Annotated in this window: 12 protein-coding genes; all 12 read left to right on the plus strand. The window is 40.2% G+C overall.

What is annotated here, in order from left to right:
- Positions 1-51: 51 nt before the first annotated feature.
- Positions 52-2,496 (plus strand): glutaminase domain-containing protein, encoded by a 2,445-nt coding sequence (locus ABD769_RS18370; protein WP_344852821.1) that lies wholly within the window; start codon positions 52-54, stop codon positions 2,494-2,496.
- A 105-nt stretch (positions 2,497-2,601) separates the two neighbouring features.
- Positions 2,602-4,869: a GH92 family glycosyl hydrolase gene (locus ABD769_RS18375; protein ID WP_344852822.1), complete on the plus strand. Its 2,268-nt coding sequence runs from the start codon at positions 2,602-2,604 to the stop codon at positions 4,867-4,869.
- A 66-nt stretch (positions 4,870-4,935) separates the two neighbouring features.
- The gene (locus tag ABD769_RS18380; protein ID WP_344852823.1) at positions 4,936-5,811 is read left to right on the plus strand and encodes an ROK family protein; all 876 of its coding nucleotides are present in this window, start codon (positions 4,936-4,938) and stop codon (positions 5,809-5,811) included.
- Between the two features lie 786 nt (positions 5,812-6,597).
- On the plus strand, positions 6,598-7,158 hold the full coding sequence (locus ABD769_RS18385; RefSeq protein WP_344852824.1) for a discoidin domain-containing protein: 561 nt from the start codon (positions 6,598-6,600) through the stop codon (positions 7,156-7,158).
- 122 nt (positions 7,159-7,280) lie between these two features.
- Positions 7,281-10,496, plus strand: a complete 3,216-nt coding sequence (locus tag ABD769_RS18390; protein ID WP_344852825.1) for a SusC/RagA family TonB-linked outer membrane protein — start codon at positions 7,281-7,283, stop codon at positions 10,494-10,496.
- A gap of 10 nt (positions 10,497-10,506) precedes the next feature.
- A complete protein-coding gene (locus ABD769_RS18395; RefSeq protein WP_344852826.1) occupies positions 10,507-12,333 on the plus strand; it encodes a RagB/SusD family nutrient uptake outer membrane protein in 1,827 nt (608 codons plus the stop codon).
- A 62-nt stretch (positions 12,334-12,395) separates the two neighbouring features.
- Positions 12,396-13,367 carry a hypothetical protein gene (locus ABD769_RS18400; RefSeq protein WP_344852827.1) on the plus strand — a complete coding sequence of 324 codons (972 nt, stop codon included), beginning with the start codon at positions 12,396-12,398 and terminating at the stop codon, positions 13,365-13,367.
- Between the two features lie 74 nt (positions 13,368-13,441).
- A complete protein-coding gene (locus ABD769_RS18405) occupies positions 13,442-14,422 on the plus strand; it encodes a basic secretory protein-like protein (protein WP_344852828.1) in 981 nt (326 codons plus the stop codon).
- A gap of 282 nt (positions 14,423-14,704) precedes the next feature.
- A complete protein-coding gene (locus ABD769_RS18410) occupies positions 14,705-15,376 on the plus strand; it encodes a basic secretory protein-like protein (protein WP_344852829.1) in 672 nt (223 codons plus the stop codon).
- A 39-nt stretch (positions 15,377-15,415) separates the two neighbouring features.
- On the plus strand, positions 15,416-17,704 hold the full coding sequence (locus tag ABD769_RS18415; RefSeq protein ID WP_344852830.1) for a GH92 family glycosyl hydrolase: 2,289 nt from the start codon (positions 15,416-15,418) through the stop codon (positions 17,702-17,704).
- Positions 17,705-17,846: 142 nt separating this feature from the next.
- A complete protein-coding gene (locus ABD769_RS18420; protein ID WP_344852831.1) occupies positions 17,847-19,256 on the plus strand; it encodes a 3-keto-disaccharide hydrolase in 1,410 nt (469 codons plus the stop codon).
- Between the two features lie 11 nt (positions 19,257-19,267).
- Positions 19,268-21,235, plus strand: a complete 1,968-nt coding sequence (locus ABD769_RS18425; RefSeq protein WP_344852832.1) for a hypothetical protein — start codon at positions 19,268-19,270, stop codon at positions 21,233-21,235.
- Positions 21,236-21,610 lie beyond the last annotated feature (375 nt).

The following is a 21,610-nucleotide window of genomic DNA, read 5'->3' on the forward strand; positions in this document are numbered from 1 at the left end:
GGTAAATTAAGTAAAACGATTTATCCATTGCAACGAACCAAATATTGAACGATGAGAAACCTTTCCTTACTGGCATTTTGCCTTTTTATTACTTTCATCCTTAAAGCACAAGATAAAGCCCCGGCTTATCCGCTGATTACGCACGATGCCTATTTCAGTATCTGGTCTTTTGGTGATGGCTTAAATAAATCGGTTACCAAACACTGGACGGGTAAGGAACAATCTTTATTGGGCATCATAAAAGTTGACGATCAGTTTTATCGTTTTATGGGCGAAGAAAGTAAGACCTTTAAAACCATTCTCCCTGCTGCTGATGAGAGTAAATACCAGGCCAGCTATACCTTCGATCAGCCTGAAAAAGATTGGGAAACCAATACTTACAATGATGGCGCCTGGAAAAAAGGCGATGCTCCATTTGGCGATGAGCGTGCTGATCAAACAAAGTGGAATACCAACGACCTCTATTTCAGAAGGACTTTTGAAGTTGCAAATCTAACATCTGCAAAAAAATACCTTAAACTCAATCACGATGATAATGTAATGGTGTACCTCAACGGTAAATTAATTTACAGGAAAAACGGATGGGTTTCTGATTATATTTACCTGCCTGTTGAGGATGGTATTTTACATAAAGGTAAAAATGTACTGGCCATCCATTGCAAAAATACCGCTGGTGGCAGGCACCTCGATGCGGGAATTGTAGAAGAGGAAGCCCAGGAGGTAAAAATCGACCCCGCAACGCAAACCAATGTATCACTAACAGCAACTACAACAAAGTATAGTTTTACTTGTGGTAAAGTAGCTTTAGAAGTGAGTTTTACTTCTCCGTTATTGCTTAACGATATTAAACTAACCGCGCGACCAATCAGTTACATCAATTATGCTGTAAAATCGACCGATGGCAAGGCACACAAAGTGGATATTTTCTTTGGTGCATCATCAAATATTGCCGTAAATACACCAACACAGGCCGTTTCGGCATGGAAAAGTACCAAAAACAACCTTTCTATACTTAAAACAGGAACTGTTGAGCAACCGGTATTAAAAAAACGTGGCGATGATGTACGGATCGATTGGGGCTATTTATATGTTGCTGTTCCGGCTAAATTTAATGCTATACAGTTTATAGGTACGCAGAATGAAAATTTAAAAACATTTATGGGCGCAAAATATCCTGCTCAAAACCAGGTTTTAAATGCCAAAAACTTAAGCTTAAGCAGCGTGATTCCCTTCGGTACCGTCTCTTCTGCTGCGGTAGAGAAATATGTGATGCTCGGTTACGATGATTTAAAATCAGTAGAATATTTTGGAGAAAAACTATCGCCGGTTTGGAGACAATCGGGTTCGCAGCAATTTGAAGATCAGTTGGCCGATGCAAATGCTCAATATTCATCTTTAAAGGCAAAATGTGCTGCTTTTGATGCCAGACTTTATGCTGATGCCGGGAAAGCAGGGGGCAAGGAATATGCAGAGATGTGCAAACTGGCTTACAGACAAGCTATTGCGGCCCATAAAATTGTTTATGCACCTAATGGAGATATTCTTTTCCTTTCAAAAGAGAATTTCAGTAACGGATCAATCAATACCGTTGACGTAACGTACCCGTCTGCGCCACAATTTTTGGTGTATAATCCCGAATTATTAAAAGGCATGTTGAACGGTATTTTTTATTATTCGGAAAGCGGGAAATGGAAAAAACCTTTTGCCGCACACGATTTAGGCACTTATCCACTGGCTAACGGACAAACCTATGGTGAAGATATGCCGGTAGAAGAAGCCGGAAATATGATCATTTTAACCGCAGCTATTACTAAAGCTGAAGGAAGTGTAAAATATGCTGAAAAACACTGGGAAGTGATGTCGGTATGGGCAAACTACCTGTTAAGAGAAGGTTTCGATCCTGCCAACCAATTGTGTACCGATGATTTTGCCGGTCACCTCGCCCGTAACGCCAACTTATCGGTAAAAGCCATCGTAGCCTTAGGTGGTTATGCCCAAATGGCACAATTGTTAGGTAAAACTGATGTAGCCACTAAATACCGTACTGCTGCATTACAGATGGCAAAGAACTGGATGAAAATGGCCGACGACGGCGATCATTATGCTTTAACTTTTAATGATAAAAATACCTGGAGCCAGAAATATAACCTGGTGTGGGATAAACTTTTAAAACTGGATCTTTTCCCGAAAGAAGTATATAAAAAGGAAATCAATTTCTATCTGACCAAACAAAAGGATTTCGGACTGCCTTTAGATAGCCGCAGAACCTATACCAAATCAGACTGGATTATGTGGACTGCAACCCTGGCAGATAACGAAGCAGATTTTCAAAAATTTATAAAACCGATTTACCGTTATGCTACCGAAACTGAAAGCAAAGTTCCATTGAGCGACTGGCACGAAACCACCAGCGGTAAAATGACAGGTTTCCAGGCGAGGAGCGTGGTTGGCGGTTATTTTATTAAAATGCTCGCCGATAAATGGAATATTAAATAAAACATCAATCAGCTTTGCCTGCACCCATTTACCTATGCAGGCAATAGCTGATTTTTAAATATACAGTTGATTTATATCGGCTGAAAAGAACCAACAAACACACAAATGAAACTTAAATTAATTGCATCCGTTTTATGCTGCCTTGCTACCAAAGGGTTATTGGCACAGCAGAAAGATTGGGTCCACTATGTAAACACGCTGCAGGGAACCAATTCCAGGCACGAACTCACCAGGGGGAATACCTATCCCACCACCGCACTGCCATTTGGCATGCACACCTGGACGCCACAAACCGGCAGAAATGGCGATGGCTGGAAATACCAATATTTCAAAGATAAAATCAGGGGCTTTCAGCAGGCGCACCAATGTAGCTCCTGGACAAGAGATTACGCGGTATTCTCTTTAATGCCCATGGTTGATGAACTGATTGTTGATGAAAACCAGCGTGAAGCCAGGTTTAGCCATAAAGATGAAATTGCTAAACCCAATTATTATAAAGTAAAGTTCGAAAACGAAATTACCACAGAAATTTCTCCTTCAGAGCGGGGTGCGCACCTGCGATTCAGCTATCCGAAAGGCAAAAGAAGTTTCCTGATTCTGGATGGATACACCAGGCTTAGTGGCGTTCAGATTTATCCTAAAGAAAATAAAATTACTGGTTGGGTAAACAACGGAGAAGGTTTTAAACGTGGCTGGAAAAGTTATTTTGTGATTCAGTTCGATCAGCCCATAAAAGCTTATGGTACCTGGGAGAACAAACGCAATACCGTAAATAAAGATTCGCTCATTGCCGAAGGATTGGGCAAAGGTGCATTTATACAGTTCGAATCTGGCGCAAAAGTGCAGGTTAAAACGGCTTCTTCTTACATCAGTTTAAAACAGGCAGAACTGAATTTAAAGAGAGAATTAGGAAATGATAAAACTTTAGAAGATACCAAAGCCAATGCTGCTGCGATATGGAATAAATCGCTTGGTAAAATAGAAGTAGAAGGTGGATCCAGTGCCGATATGGAAACCTTTTATTCCTGCTTTTTCAGGGCAAGTTTGTTCTCGCGAAAGTTTTATGAACTGAATGAAGCCGGAAAACCTTACTATTTCAGCCCTTACGATGGAAAAGTACACAATGGATACATGTTTACCGATACCGGTTTCTGGGATACCTTTCGTGCACAATTTCCTTTAAATACTTTGGTCCAGCCCGAAATGCATGGGCATTACATGCAGGCCATGCTTGATGCTTATGAACAATGTGGTTGGCTGCCTTCGTGGTCGTTTCCCAGCGAAGCGGGAAGCATGATCGGCAACCATGCCATTTCCTTACTGGCCGATGCCTGGGCGAAAGGAATCAGGACTTTCGATCCAAAGAAGGCACTGGATGCCTATTATCATGAGGCAATGAACAAAGGCCCATGGGGGCCGGCAAACGGGAGGGATGGCGTAACCGAATATAACCAGTTGGGATACGTGCCTTATCCGAGATATAGAGAAGCAACGGCTAAAACACTGGAGTATGCCTACGATGATTATTGTGCTTATCAATTGGCCAAAATGATCGGCGATAAACATTATATGGAGGTTTTCGAAAAACCGATGTACAATTATAAAAATGTGTACGATCCTGCTACACGGTTTATGAGAGGCAAAAATGCAGAGGGCAAATGGTCACCAAATTTCGACCCGACAGAGTGGGGCGGACCTTTTACCGAAGGTAATGCCTGGCACTGGCAATGGTCGGTTTTTCAGGATACCAAAGGATTGATCAATTTAATGGGCGGTAGTGACAATTTTACGGCTAAACTCGATTCTGTTTTTACCGAACCCAATAAAGTTAATGTGGGCTCTTACGGCGGCATGATCCACGAAATGACAGAAATGGTAATGGCTAACATGGGGCAATATGCCCATGGCAATCAACCAATACAGCATATGGTATATCTATATAATTATGCCAATCAGCCCTGGAAAGCGCAGTTTCATGCCCGCGAAGTAATGCGGAAATTATATGATGCTACCGAAAATGGTTACCCCGGAGATGAAGACCAGGGGCAAACCTCATCGTGGTATGTATTAAGTGCATTGGGTTTTTACAGCGTTACACCAGGTACAGGAGAATACGTTTTAGGTAGTCCTGTGTTTAAGAAAACGACTATTAATTTAGAAAATGGCAAAAAATTCGTAATCGAAGCACCCGCAAATGACGTAGAGCACGTTTATATTAAATCTGCCAGTTTAAACGGTAAAAATTTCACTAAAAACTTTATTAATCATAGCGATATTTTAGAGGGTGGCGTGTTAAAATTAGAAATGAATGTTAAACCTTCGTTAAATAGAGGACTTTTAAATGAAGATAAGCCATTTTCGCTGAGTAAATAAATATTGAATCGCTATTTTTGGCGCATTGATGAGAATTAGTAAAAATAACAGAAATATAGATATAGAATGGAAAAGCCTGTTGCATTAGGTGTAGATATTGGCGGCTCGCATATTACAGCCGCATTGGTGGATTTGGAAACAAGAACTTTGGTGAAGGATTCCATCAAGCGTAGCCCTGTGAACTCACAGGAGAATAAGGAAGTGATTTTATCAGCATGGTGCGATATTATCAGCAAAGCTTTTCAAAACATTAAAAACGGTGCGCGGAATGTGGGGATTGCCATGCCCGGACCGTTTAATTATAACGAAGGGATTTCATTGATCAAAGATCAGGATAAGTTTAAGTCGCTTTATCAGGTAAATGTTAAAGAAGAACTGGCCAAACGTTTAGATATCCCGGCAGAAAATATCCACTTTATAAATGATGCCGCTGGCTTTTTACAGGGTGAGGTTTTTGCCGGTGCTGCTAAAGGAAATGCAAGTGTATTAGGATTAACATTGGGAACAGGGCTTGGATCTTCGCTTTGTTTAAACTACAAAGCCTTTGATGCCGACCTTTGGAACTCCGAATTTTTAGACGGAATTGCAGAAGATTACCTTTCTACGCGCTGGTTCGTAAAACGTTTTAACCAACTTAGCGGTAAAACGGTAGATGGCGTAAAAGAACTGGTCGAAATTGTAGAAACCGATCATTTTGCCACCAGGGTATTTATGGAGTTTGGCTATAACCTTGCCCAGTTCCTAATTCCGATTATCAGAAAACATAAAATAGATACCGTAATTGTTGGTGGTAATATTGCACAATCATTTAGTGCTTTTGCACCCGAACTGATTTCTACACTTAAAGGTAATTGCATAGAAACCAGTATTAAAATTTCGGAACTTAAAGAGCACGCTGCGTTAATTGGCGCCGCCAGTTGTTGCGATTTAAGTTTAATCTAAAGTGTTTTACCAGAGTGTTTTACATTTTTTATTCCCTTTAAAAATAACCGCAGAATTGCAATTTTAATAAAGTAATTCTGCGGTTAATCTTCATTTTTTCTTTTTTTTTAAGAAAATGATCCTTTTTATAGGATATTTTCATTCATTTTTCTCTTAAACATGACCAGCAGGAGAATTTTTTAATATTTCTTCATCAAAAAAAAGATATATAATTCTTGATTTATTAAGAATATGCTTATTATTGCTTAATAAAACGTTTTAGTCTTCAGTTATTTAAGTATTCTTATAGAGCTGATACAAGAGCAAGTGTTGATCATCGATCAAGGCTTTTTTTTACGAAACAAAACTAAAACGTTTTAGTTTAACCAAAAAGTAACTAACCATTCATACAGAAATAAGAGGAGAAACTCAATGAAGTAAAATTTACATTCTGATATACCCATTCTGCCCTGCGGAAACCAACAAACTAATCAAACACCAACCAAACTAATCATGACCAAAAACTTCCCAAACCAGCGCTGGCTGTCTACACGCCATTAGTATTCTTTTCGTAATACGAGAGAGGCTAACGATAAAGGTAACTGAAAATCATTTTGCTGTAAATCAGATGTTTACGTTATTAACTCCCAATTAATTTGTACAGGGGTTAATGTACTGAACTAATTATTTTCTACACATTTTAGAATTAGCGCTTCTTTAAAGACAGATTCAATTCCTGATCTATCATTGATCATGTGGCTAAATATTGCACATTTTAATAACCAACAAACTATAAATTAATCAATTATGAATCTTTTAAAAATGACCAAGAAAGCCGCAGGGCTCTGCTTTGCGTTAGCTTTACTTCTGGGATGCGGTAAAGAAGAGTACCCTGCAGTGGATCTTTTTACCTGGAAAGCAAAGGTAGATGTGACCGCTAAGGCCGTTGTATCTGTTAACTTTGAAAACTCCGGAGGTGCTTCAGCAGGAGAAGGATCGCTAAAAGTGGTTGATAATGACATCAACACAAAATTCCTGATCAATCCGTATCAGTCGGCCCTTTATATCCAATTAACCTTTCCTTCACCCCAACAAGTGGCATCCTATACTTTAACATCGGGCGGTGATGCTCCAGACAGGGATCCTAAAAACTGGAAATTAAGCGGTTCTACAGATGGGAGCACCTGGGTAGATCTTGATACCAGAACAGGTGAAACATTTTCGGGCCGTAACATGACCAAAACCTACAGTTTCAAAAACAAAGTGCTTTACAAGTACTACAGACTTGGCATTACGGCAAATAACGGTGGCTCTTTGTTCCAGTTGTCTGAGTGGCGGGTAATTGAAGTGCCTGAGGAGCAACAGTAATTTATCACTCTTGCTATTACTAGACAAATTAAGATTATTCTGCCGGTTAGTATGGCAGGCAATAAGATTTTCAACTGATCAATAGACCAAATAACAGTATTTCTGTTAACAACAAAAATTTTATGATGAAAAAAAATACAAATTTAACTGGGGGCAGGCTCAGGCTTAAAGATTGTGCTTTTAAGGCGCTTGCTTTTACAGTAGCCTTAAGTAGTGGTTTTTATGCAAAAGCCAATGCTTCAGCTATTAATATAAACAGTTCGGTTTCGGTTAGCCAAACCAGGGCCGACATTGTAATCCGTGGTATCATTAAAGATGAGGCAGGCTTGCCTTTACCAGGTGCAGGTATCAAAGTAAAAGGCAGTTCTACCAGTGCAGCTGCAGATACGAACGGCGCATTTACCATTACTGTTCCTGATCAAAACACAGTTTTGGTTATAACTTATGTTGGTTATGATACCAAAGAGATTCCTGTGGGTACGCAAACAGTATTGGATATCCGTTTAAAAGAAACCGTAGGTGCCAATTTACAGGAGGTAGCTATTGTAGGTTTTGGTACGCAGAAAAAGGAAAGTTTAGTGGGAGCACAATCATCGGTAAAAGCTGATGAATTAAAACAACCTGTTTCTAGCATGAGCCAGCTTTTGGCAGGTCGGATTCCGGGGGTGGTAAATGTAACCAGAAACGGAGAACCGGGTGCTACAGGATCAGATATTTTTATCCGTGGTATATCGTCATTAACTGCTAACGACAGGGGGCCATTGGTTATCATTGATGGTGTTCCTAACCGTAGTTTAAACGATATCAGTGTTTATGATGTAGAGAACTTTACCGTGTTAAAGGATGCTGCTGCGACTGCAGTATATGGTATCCGTGGTGCGAACGGCGTAATCCTGATCAATACCAAGCAGGGGAAAATCGGTACGCCAAAAATCAATGTGGAATATTATGAAGGGGTGAGCCGTTTCACTAAAAGACCGCAGTTAATTGATGGTGTGGATTATATGAATTTAGCTAATGAGGCCAAATATTCTGATTATTTACGAGGTGGGGCAGCAGGAGCATTCTCGCCAGCTTATTCAATAGATGCCGTTCAAAAAACGGCTGCAGGTACCGATCCGATCCTTTACCCTAATGTAAACTGGTTTGATGCCATATATAACGATTTTGGTAGAAACAGATCTGCTACAGCTAACCTTTCAGGAGGTGTAAGCAATGCCAAATATTATGTTTCATTAGGCTATTATGGAGAAGATGGTTTGTTTAAAACCGGAGAGGCAGTTAATTCCGCAGTGAAACAAAATTATGGCCGTTATAATGTAAGTGCCAATTTAAACTGGGATATTACCGGAACAACCAAGATGGATTTAGGTATCAAAGGTATTTTGGGAGAAACGACTTATCCAAGTCAATATAATGCCCAGGATATTTTTTCTCAGGCTTTCCAGATTAACCCTACCTCGTTTCCAATTTTATATCCAAACGGCAGCTTGCCGGGAATTAGTCCTCAATCAGATCAGCGTAATCCATATGGCGATATTACCAGGAACGGATATAAGGAGGGATATAGTAATCAATTATATTCCAATCTTCGCTTAACTCAGGATTTAAAAGCGCTTACACCGGGTCTTTCTGCTACCTCAATGTTTTCTTTCGATATTAATAACTCAAATACCCTAACGAGAGAAAAAAGAGAAACGCTTTATCGCATAAATCCTAACGATCCGTATAACAAAGCTGGAGATCCTACATCAGGTTATAAGTATGGTCTGGTTTTACAAGGTCAGGATTTCTTAAATTATGGTATTACCAATAGTGGAGACAAAAAGATATATTTTGAAGCTGCCGTTAATTACAACCGTACCTTTGGGAAACATGCCGTAAGTGGTTTATTATTATACAACCAAAATGATAATTCAAATCCTTTTGCAGGTAACCTTACGCTTTCTCTTCCCTACAGATTGCAGGGGATTGCAAGTAGAGCAACTTATGCTTATGATAACAGGTATTTCTTTGAATTTAACATGGGCTATAACGGTTCAGAAAACTTTGCACCCGATAAGCGATATGGTTTCTTCCCGGCGCTAGGTGTGGGATGGTTATTATCAAATGAAAAGTTCTTCGAACCTCTTAAAAATACTATTCAAATGGTTAAGTTCCGTTATTCGAATGGTATTGTGGGTAGTGGTGGCAGTGGTGCCGGATACGCACAAAATGAAGGTGATCGTTTTTATTACTTAACAAAAGTTGGAAATGCAGCAGGTTATACCTGGGGTCAAAGCGGAAATATTACACCAGGTGGCTCTACAACTACAGGTGGTTTAGGTGTAACAGCATATGGTGTAGATGTAACCTGGGCAGAAACACGTAAACAAGATTTAGGTTTCGAGATGAAAACCTTAAACAATAATCTTTCACTAATTGTCGATTTTTTTACTGAAAAAAGGAATAATCAGTTTATAACAAGAGGAACTGTTCCTAATTACATTGGTTTAGCCAATACACCAATCGGTAATTTAGGTGTTGTAGAAAATAAAGGTATAGATGGTACTTTACAATACGATGCACAGTTGGGTAAAGATTTATCGATTAATTTCAGGGCTAACTTTACATATAACAAAGATAAAGTAATCGAGAATGACCAGGCGCCTAAAGCTTATCCCTGGTTAGAGCAAAGAGGCTTAAATATTTTATCCCGTTTTGGCTATGTAGCTGAAAAATTATTTGATTCTCAGGCCGAAATTAATGCTAGTCCGACACAGTTTGGTACATTAATGCCAGGTGATATTAAATATAAAGATTTAAACGGCGATGGTAAAATCGATTCATTCGATCAGACAGTAATCGGCAGAGGGGATGTTCCAAGTACCACTTATGGTTTTGGTTTTTCATTAACATACAAAAACTTCGATTTTGGTTTATTCTTTCAGGGACAGGATAATGCAGATATACTACTTAACATTCCATCGTTTGCCAGTTCAGGTGGTTTAGGTAATATGTTAGCAGTAGCTGCAGATCGCTGGACAGTAACAAATCCTAGTCAAAATGTAGTTTATCCCCGCTTATCTTATGGTGGTACCAACAATAATAACTATCAGGCAAGTACCTGGTGGAAGCGTGATATCAGCTTCTTGAGGTTAAAAAATGCAGATTTAGGTTACACGCTTAAAGAGGGAATTAAATCAATCGGTGTTAAACGCTTAAGGATTTATGCAACCGGTTATAATGTATTTACCATTAGCAAATTTAAACTTTGGGATCCTGAGCTACAAACCACTAATGGTACCAGATACCCTTTAACCTCTAATTACTCTTTAGGTCTTACCGCTAATTTTTAAAATTAAAAGGATGAAAAAAATATTTATATACACAGTTGGGGCATTGCTGATTGTTGGCAATTATGGCTGTAAGAAATTTCTAAATCAGGTACCTGATGATAGGCTTACATTTGATCAGGTGTATGAAAAAAAGAATACCGTTGATAGGGCTTTGTCAAATATTTATGCCACAATACCAAGTCAAACTGAAGATCGTTTTCCAAGTCAGGCGGGTAATATCGGCCCATGGACAGCAGCATCAGACGAGGCCGATTATACTTTACCTAACTTTAGTGAAGTGGTAAACTCAGGTGCCTGGGATGCTACAAGAAGTGAGGTAAACTACCACTGGCAAAATTTTTACCGTGGCATACAGTCTGCAAGTGCTTTTATGGCTAATGTAACCAAATGTACAGATTGTAATATTGGCGGTATCGACTTTGTTAACCGTTATTATAATGAGGCAAGAGCCTTGAGAGCAATATATTATTACTACCTGGTTAGACAGTACGGGCCAGTGGTTTTGCTAGGTAACGATCCGATAGCTTCGGATGCGCCTCTCGAAGCAATCAGTAAACCACGTAACTCTATGGATGAGTGTATCGATTACATTGTAAGCGAGTTAGACGCTTCAATTAAAGGTTTGCCGGCAACACCACAATCGGCAGAAGACTATGGGCATATCAACGGTTCAGTTGCCGAGGCTTATAAAATCAAAGCTTTATTAACAGCAGCTCGTCCATTATTTAACGGGAATACGGATTATGCGAGCCTTAAAAATAAAGATGGTAAACAATTGATCAACCAAACTTATAGTGTTGCAAAATGGACCAGGCTTGCAACAGCAGCTAAAGCGTTCTTAAATAACCCTAACTACGCCAGCTATACATTATATACGGTAAGTTCAACGCCTGCTGGTGTGCCAAATACAGCATTTAACAGAGCTTTTATAGCTACCAGAGATGTAATGCTGGCAACCTGGAATTCTGAGATAATTTTCGCCAGAACCGGAGATGCTACCAATTATCAATATTCAGTGACGCCGAATCACCTTGGTGCTCCAGATACAGATAAGGGAGGTTCGTTCTTGTCTGCTTCGCAACAAATGGTTGATGCATTTTTTACGGTAAACGGCTTGTCTATTCAGGATGATCCTGGTTATAGCGCTTCAGGAACTTCAGCTTATCAGGCACCAGATCAGAATGATCAGGGTACAGCCAGAATAATCAGCAATATGTTCGTAAACCGTGAACCTCGTTTTTACACAAATATTACCTACTCAGGTCGTAGATGGATCAATCCGCAATCAACTATTATTACCAGCTTTGAGTTTAATGGTAATGCAGGTAAATCAAATATCTCAAATACCGATTATACCAAAACAGGTTACACGCCGAGAAAACACATGGGTGTTTCTGGTAGAAATACAGGTAGACCAACATTCAGTGTAATCAGATTGGCTGAGATTTACTTGGATTATATTGAAGCTTTGCAGGAATCAAATCCTTCAGACCCGGACATTTTAATTTATCTTAATAAAATTCGTACCAGAGCTGGTATTCCTGTTTACGGAAGCGGTGGAATCGCCGTGCCGACAGATATGAAAGAAGCTATTCGTAAAGAAAGACGTGTAGAACTTGCTTTTGAGTTAGATCGTTATTTCTACACCAGGGAATGGAAAATTGCCGAAACTACCGATACGCAGATCAGGGGATTAAATATTTCTCAAAATGCACCTGGATTTTTCACACCTGTGGTTACCGAAAACAGGGTTTTCCAAAAGAAACATTACTTATGGCCTATACCTAATGGCGAAGTTCAAAAGGTGCCTGTAATTGTACAAAATACAGGTTGGTAAAATAAAAAAAGCACCGGGTATTTCACCTGGTGCTTTTTTTGAGCCCACTAATATGAAAAACTATGAAAAATATTTTCCCATTATCAGCCATTGCAGTGTTTGTACTAATTGCTTGCAATAGTAAAAAAGAACCTGTTGAAACCGTAAAACCGGCCCCTCCGCTTGTAGAAACTGTAGATCCGCCTGATGCACCACCTAAAACCTGGAAAGAGCATTGGTTCGAACATGTGCAATTACTTAATCGTGTAGCGTACGATACCAGCGTAGTGGTTTATTATGACGGCGATGTTAAACCCACCATTGTTTGGCCAAAAACCTATATGGCCGAAGCCTGGAATTACACCAAAAAAGCCTATGGTAAATTTGGAGATGATAGCCGCTTGTTCGTCATCTATCATGCAGGTAAATACGGCGGTGGTCATCCGGGGACCTATCTTGATGCCGGTCATGATTACAGAAATGTAACCGATTGCGGTTCTAATGATTTAAATGCATGGGTAACCGGGGTAGATAACGACATTGATTTATCGACCCACGAAATTGGCCATATTGTAGAAGGAGCATCGAAAGGTATAAAAGAATCTCCGGCTTTTGATATCTGGCACGACAGTAAATGGATGGAAATCTATCAATACGATGTGTATCTGGGGTTAAACAGAACTGCTGATGCACAACGCTGGTCGGCTAAAATGATGACCACAACCGATAGTTATCCAAGAGCAGGTACACAATGGTTTAAAAACTGGTTTTTACCAGTTTACGAAAACTATGGCAAAACAAAAGTATTAAATGGCTTCTTTACCCTTTTGTCTCAGCAATTCCCTAAACAGGCTATTACTGTACAGGGCAAAAGTTACCAGCAATATACTCGGAAAATGAATTTTGGCGAGTTTATCCATTTCTGGAGCGGCGCAGCCAAAGCAGACCTGGCCCCATTGGCATTAAGCGCTTTCGGACCGAAAGACGAAAAAGGTGCAGACTGGGCACCAATGCTGGCCAAAGCGAAATCCGATTTTCCTAACATTAACTACTAAATTTATTTAAGCGAAAGATTCAGGATATACACCTGGATCTTTCCTTTTTTTATCATAAACACACAAATAAAACAATGAACAACAAATTTTTAATCCTCACATTGCTATCATTTTTAACAACAGCTGCTTATGCGCAGAACAGGGAAAGAGGGTATAAGCTAACTATTAACGATAAAGACAGCGCAACAAATGCAACGGTAGATCATAAACTGGAAGCCGCTTTTTTTAATGTGTATCCGGGTTTTGCTCAGGCAGATGGTTACAGAACGAAAAGAAATGTGGTGCTGGATTTTGTAACCGATGAAACACCTACAATTAAAGCCAAAGCCGGTGAAATTAAAGTGAACAGCGAATGGGTTAAAAACAAATCTCAAAAGAAAATTGAGAAAGAATTATTTACCGCACTTTCCAAAAACTGGGTATCATACAGTAAGGAAAAACGTAAAGGATACAGTTTAACTTTCATCAGCAAAGACCCGAATTTGGATCCTGAGGTGAGAAAAAACTTAATTTCTACCTATTTCGAAATCTATCCAACTCTGGTAAAAACATTTAACGATAAATCTACTCACAATGTTTTATTCGTTGTTGATACTGCTTATAAAGCCGTGGCAGAAGCCAGTGGAAACAGGATTTTGTTCAGCGCGGGTTATATGAAAGCCCACCCAACCGATATTGATGTGGTTACACACGAAACCATGCACATTGTTCAGGGTTATGGTTACAGCGCTGGTCCGGTTTGGTTAACAGAAGGCATTGCCGATTATGTTCGTTATAAATATGGGGTAGATAATGTAGGCTCGAAATGGAGTCTGCCGGCTTATAACGAAAAACAGAATTATACTAACAGTTACCGCATTACTGCCCGCTTTTTTGCCTGGTTAGAGCAAAACGTAAAACCGGGATTAATTGCCACATTGGATCAGCAATTAAGGGCACATCAATACACCGCACAATCGTGGGAAACCTTAACCGGAAAAACCCTCGATCAGCTTTGGGCAGATTATGGTAAAGAACCACAAAAAGTAACCCTGACTTATAGTAGTAAAAAATAATAGAGAAGTCAAGTTTGATTGGCAATATGCACGTAAAAACTTGACTTCTCTTAACGGGTAGTCGTCATCTCGACCGAAATGCAGTGTAGCGGAGAGATCTATCTGGAGATAGATTTCTCGACTTCGTTGCACTCCGCTCGAAATGACGATAGCTTTTTAAGCCCATTTTGTAAAAATAACCATCACTAAAGTAAAATTTTTGATCATTTACTAAAACGTTTTACATAAAATAATTAATTTGCAGAATTAAACGCTAACCAAAACACTAATATCCCATAATAAATGAAAAAAATATCTATTCTTTCGGTTTTCGTGATGCTTGTTTCGGCCTTATCAGTGCAGTTGAAAGCGCAGGAAATCACTAAAAAGAGCGGTTATACCTTATCGTTCGAAAGCAACTTCAAAGAACTTGATCCGCAACTTAAAAAGCGGCTGATCAAAACCTTTTTCGAAGTTTATCCAAAACTGGCAAAAGAATACAATCCGTCTACCATTAAAGAAGTAAAGTTTTTTGTAGATACGGCTTATAAGGGTGTAGCTGCAACCGCTGATGGTAAAGTAACCTTTAGTTCGATGTGGATGGTAAAACACCCCGAAGATATTGATGTAGTTACCCACGAAGTAATGCACATCGTACAGGATTACGGCCGCAGTGTTGGTCCGGGTTGGTTAACCGAAGGTATTGCCGATTATGCCCGCTATAAATTCGGCGTTGATAATGCCGGTGCCAAATGGGCGTTACCAGCGCTAAAACCAGATCATTCTTATAAAAACAGTTACCGCATTACTGCTGCATTTTTTGCCTGGATAGAAAAAGATGTAAAACCAGGTACCATTAAAGCCGTTGATGCTTCTTTAAGAGACCATACATATACCAAAGAAATCTGGACCAAATTAACCGGTAAAGATTTAGATGCACTTTGGGCAGATTACGTTAAAAATTCGCAAGTTTAAAAAATAATTATTCCCATATAAAAAACACAAACACAACAAATGAAACGATTATTTATCGCCTTACTGGGTTTTGCAGCAACAACCAGCTTTGCACAAACAATAGGTAAGGTAACAGATCCGGTAGATTGGATAAACCCGTTAATGGGAACAGCCTCCAAACCGTCATTATCTAATGGAAATACCTATCCGGCAATCGGCTTGCCATGGGGAATGAACATGTGGACACCACAGACCGGCAAAAGCGGCGATGGGTGGGCATATACTTATGAAGCCGATAAAATCCGGGGATTTAAACAAACCCACCAGCCATCTCCATGGATGAACGATTACGGCGCTTTTTCAATTATGCCCGTAACCGGAAAATTAAGATTTACTGATGACGACCGTGCAAGCTGGTTCAGCCACAAAGCAGAGGTATCTAAACCATATTATTACAGTGTTTATTTGGCAGATGCTGATGTAACCACCGAAATTACCCCTACCGAAAGAGCTGCTCAATTCAGGTTTACTTTCCCTAAAACCGATAGTTCTTACGTAGTTGTAGATGCCCAGAACAGAGGATCGTACATTAAAATCATTCCGGCTGAAAGAAAAATCATTGGTTATACCACTAAATATGCCCGTGGTCCGTTGCCTAAAAACTTCAAAAACTATTTTGTAATTTATTTCAATAAAGATTTTAAACTGGCCAAAACCTGGGATGATAAAAAATTAAATGATAAAGATTTAGAACTGACTGTAGATCACGCTGGTGCTGTTATTGGTTTCGCTACACAAAAAGGCGAGCAGGTAATTGCAAAAGTGGCTTCTTCTTTTATCAGTTTCGAACAGGCCGATCTTAACTTAAAAAGAGAACTGGCTAGCGATGGTTTCGATGCTACAAAAGCAAAAGGCAGGGCAACCTGGAACAAAACGTTAAGCAAAATTTCGGTTGAAGGTGGTACCATCGATCAGGCCCGCACTTTTTATTCGGCCATGTACCGTACCTTGTTCTTCCCGAACAAATTGTACGAAGTTGATGCACAAAACCAAATTGTACACTGGAGTCCTTACAATGGTCAGGTTTTACCGGGCTACATGTTCGCCGGTACCGGTTTCTGGGATACTTTCAGGGCATTATACCCTTTCTTAAACCTGGTTTATCCTTCTATTAACAAAGAAATGCAACAAGGGTTAATTAACGACTACAAAGAAGGTGGTTGGTTGCCAGAATGGAGCAGTCCGGGTTATGCCAACATTATGGTGGGTAACAACTCTGCTTCAGTAGTTTCTGATGCTTATATTAAAGGAATGCGTGGTTACGACATCGAAACTTTATGGCAGGCGGTAAAACATGGTGCCAATAACGAAGGTCCGATGGAAGCAGTTGGCCGCGATGGCGTTAAATATTACAACGAATTGGGTTATGTGCCTTTCGATGTAAAAAAGAACGAAAATGCAGCTAAAACTTTAGAATATTCTTATGATGACTTCACCATCTACAAATTGGGTAGGGCTTTAGGCAAACCGGCATCAGAAATCGAGATCTACAAGAAAAGAGCCATGAACTACAAAAATCTTTTCGATCCGGCTTCTGGCTTAATGCGTGGTAAAAACCAGGATGGAACTTTCCAAAGCCCGTTCAGTCCGTTTAAATGGGGCGGTGCATTTACCGAAGGGAACAGCTGGCACTACACCTGGTCGGTTTTTCAGGATGTTGATGGTTTAGCCAAATTAATGGGCGGACATGATAAATTTGTAACCAAACTCGATTCAGTTTTCTCTATGCCTCCGGTATTCGACGAAAGTGCTTACGGTGGTGTAATTCACGAAATCCGCGAAATGCAGATTGCCAACATGGGCCAGTATGCGCATGGTAATCAACCTATCCAGCACATGATTTACCTGTACAATTATGGCGGTGCTCCGTACAAAACACAATATTGGGTACGCGAAACCATGAACAGGATGTACAAAGCTACACCTGATGGTTATTGCGGTGATGAAGATAACGGGCAAACTTCTGCCTGGTATGTTTTCTCGGCAATGGGTTTCTACCCGGTAACACCAGCAGTTGATCAGTATGTTTTAGGCGCACCGTTGTTTAAAAAGGTAACCATTACTTTAGAAAACGGTAAAACTGTTGTCATCAATGCACCAGCTAATAGCGATAACAACCGTTACGTGCAAACCTTGCAAATGAATGGTAAACCTTATTCAAAAAACTGGATCAGCCACAGTGGTTTGCAAAAGGGTGCGGTGTTAGATTTTAACATGACCGCAACGCCAAACAAAACAAGAGGTACAAACCCTGCTGATTTCCCTTACTCGTTATCAACAGAAAAATAGAAAAACAATTAAGGCTGTATCATATAAATAGATTTGTCATCCAGAGCCCATCGAAGGAAGAATCAAATTTGTTATGATGATACAGCCTGATATTTAAGGAAAACCTTAGTCCCCAAAAGGGCTAAACTAAAAAACCAAATATATGAACATCAACGTCTCTAAGACGGGGTTTACAGCCATCATCTGGCTTTGCGGAACCCTGCTGGCATTTGGTCAGCGTATCGATCTCAAAGATCTTTCTGCCTTTAAAAATCCTTCAAATTCATGGTCGCTTGCTCAAAATGTGGTGGCCGATCTTAATGCCGAAAATGTTTTAAAAACAACTAAAGGCGAAGGTATATTAGTAAACCAATCAACCGCAAAAAAAGCCGGTGCCGATTTATATACGGTAAACGAATATGGCGATGTAGCCGTAGAACTAGATTATTTAACCGCCAAAGGAACCAATTCTGGTATTTATCTTCAGGGCAATTACGAAATCCAGATCGATGATGCCTGGGGTTTAAAAAATGCTACTTCATCAAACAATGGCGGCATTTACCAACGCTGGGACGACAGCAAACCTGAAGCCGATAAAGGTTTTGGTGGTGTTGCTCCCCGTCAGAATGCAAGTAAAGCGCCTGGTTTATGGCAGCACATTAAAATTATTTTCCAGGCACCTAAATTTGATGCTTCAGGAACAAAAACACAAAATGCAAAAATCATCGGCGTAGAATTAAATGGTGTATTGATCCACGAAAATGTGGAGCTTTTTGGTGCAACAAGAGGTGCAGCAGGTGCTGAAAAAGCAAAAGGCCCGTTACGTTTACAGGGCGACCACGGTTCGGTTGCTTTTAAAAATATCTCAATCACCGAATTATCTGATATTCCTAAATCAGACCAAAGAGGCGGTGCTGATCCGATTTATATCGAAGCAGCAAGCAATAACATGATCAGAAGTTTTGTTGATGTGGTTCCGGGTGTACGTTCGGTACACGCCATTTCGGTAGGTGGACCAGAAAAAACAGCTTATAGCTACGATTTGGATAACGGAACCTTATTACAAGGCTGGCATGGTAATTTTGTTGATGCTACCCCGATGTGGGATGGTCGCGGAAACGGAACTTCACGTCCGTTGGGCAGTATTACGCGTTTTACCAAAAAACCGGTTTTGGCCATTGCGAAATTAGCAAACGATCAGGCGGCCTGGATTGCCGATACCGCAGGTACTGGCTTCAGAACCAAAGGTTATATAATGGATAAACAAGACCGTCCGGAGTTTAAATACATCATCAACGGAGCTCAGGTTACCGATGCGATTAAAGTAATGGAAAATGGACAAGGTTTAACCAGAGAGATTACTATTAATAAACCATCAAAAGACTTATATTTCTTATTGGCTACTGCTTCTAACATTGAAGAAGCTGGCAAAGGTTTGTATTTAATTGATGATAAAGCATATTATATACAGCTTGGTGAAGGTACCGCAAAACCTATTATTAGAAATATTGATGGCAAATGGGAAATAATTGCAGCCATCGGAACCAGGTTAAATTATACCATTTTGTTTTAATTGTGATGACAATGAGAAATACATTCAAAAAATTAGCAATACTGGCATTAAGTTTTAGCTTTTCTACAGTTTTTGCACAGGAAACCCCGAAAGAAGAAGATTTTTTCAAAATAAATAAAGTACGCGTACCAGAAGGACCGATTTTAGAAGTTGGTGGTTTAATTACCATGCCAAACGGCGATTTAGCCATTTCTACCCGTAGAGGAGAAGTGTTTATTGTAGAAAACCCCACGAGTACCAAACCTTACTGGCGCAGATTTGCTTACGGACTGCACGAAATTTTAGGTATTGCCTATAAAAACGGGGCATTGTACGTGGCACAACGTGGCGAATTAACCAAACTGGTAGATAAAGATCAGGATGGCAAAGCCGATGTGTACGAAACCGTTTATGCATGGCCTTTAAGCGGTCACTATCACGAATATAGTTTCGGACCTAAATTAATGCCTGATGGTACCTTTATGGTTACCGCAAACGTTGCCTTCGGCGATGAAGAATGGTGGCGTGCAGAAAGCCGTGTACCCATGCGTGGTTGGGCCATGAACATTACCGAAGATGGTAAAATGAGTCCTTATGCTGCGGGTTTCCGTTCTCCTGCCGGTATTGGTAGTATCGACGGAAAATTTTATTACACTGAAAACCAGGGCGACTGGGTAGGATCAGGCGGTTTGTGGAAAGTAAACAAAGGCGATTTTATGGGACACCCGGCAAGTTTAAGGTGGACAAACCTTCCGAATTCTCCTGTTAAATTACAATCCGATTTCTTCTATTCACAAATGGACGAGCGTCGTATTAAAAACGAACAAGGCCGGTACATTAAACCGGAAAACAGGGTGAACGAAACTTTCAAAACCTTATTCGAAATGAAAAAGGTATTCCCTGAGCTGCGTTTACCTTCAGTTTGGTTGCCTTACGGTATTTTGGGCATCTCATCAGCAGAACCGGTTAAAATTCCTGCCAATACATTCGGGCCGTTTGCCGGTCAGATTTTGGTTGGCGATCAGGGAATGAGTATCATCTCGAGGATTTTTATGGAAACCGTAAAAGGTGAAGAACAAGGCGCAGCCTTCCTTTTCCGTAAAGGTTTCCGTTCAGGTGTGTTAAGATTAGAATGGGGCACTGACGGATCATTATTCGTGGGCGAAACCAACCGTGGCTGGGGATCGGCAGGTGATGCCAACGAAGGTTTGGAAAGATTGGTGTACAATAACAAAACCCCATTCGAAATGAAAGCGGTTAGGGCAATGCCTGATGGTTTCGAGGTAGAATTTACCATGCCTGTTGATCGTAAATCGGCAGAAGACCTGGCTTCGTACAATGCAGAAAGCTTCATCTATAAATACCACCCGGTTTATGGTTCACCTCCGGTAAATACCGAGAAACTAAAAATCTCTGGTGTTAAAGTTTCGGCTGATGGCTTAAAAGCAAGGATTATCGTTTCTAATCTCCGTCAGTATTATATCCATACCTTAACCCTCGATGGTGTTCGTTCGCAGGATGGTTTTTACTCTCTGATTCATCCGGTAGCCTATTATACCTTAAATCAGATTCCTGACGGAAATAAACTCTCTTCCAGCGAAGTAAGCACTAAAAACTCTGCAGCAACACCAGCTGCACCTGTAAAGAAAACGGCCATACCGAAAGCAACAACCGGTAAAGCACCAGAGGCCAAAGGAGCAGCTGCAACTGAGGCTAAACCGGCTACTACAGCAGCAAAAGCACCTACCTACAAAGAAGTAGAGGGTCTTTTGACTAAAAATACTTGCCTGGCCTGCCACAACCCAACCAAAAGACAGATTGGGCCACCCTTTGCAGAAATTGCTAAACGTAAATATTCACCAGAAAAAATATTTCAGTTGATCCATAACCCACAACCACAAAACTGGCCGGGTTACTCAACAGAAATGCCTCCAATGCCGCAGGTAACCAAAGCAGAAGCTTTAAAAATTGCCGGCTGGATCAATTCTTTAAACAAATAAGTTAGTTAGTATAGTTGTTAGGAACGGTTAGTAGAAATGCTAGCCGTTTTTTTGTTTAAATGTAAAAAAGAAATGGGGATTCCACTATTGCAGAATCCCCATCATCTAAATTAACGCTCTCATATACATAAACGCTGTAAATCGGATTTATTGCGTTAGCCGTAATTTTTTTCTTTGTCCGTACAAAACAGTTCAAGCACCGCTTGCCCTCATTTCGACATAGACCGACCTAATATTAGTGTCGTTATTGCTGAGGAGGAACAAAAGCCATTCTCGAAATGACGATTTATCTCAGGTAGACATACCACCTGTAAAAAGAAATGGGGATTCCACTATTGCAGAATCCCCATCATCTAAATTAACGCTCTCATATAC

Source organism: Pedobacter jeongneungensis (assembly GCF_039538295.1).
In the GTDB taxonomy this organism is placed as follows: domain Bacteria; phylum Bacteroidota; class Bacteroidia; order Sphingobacteriales; family Sphingobacteriaceae; genus Pedobacter; species Pedobacter jeongneungensis.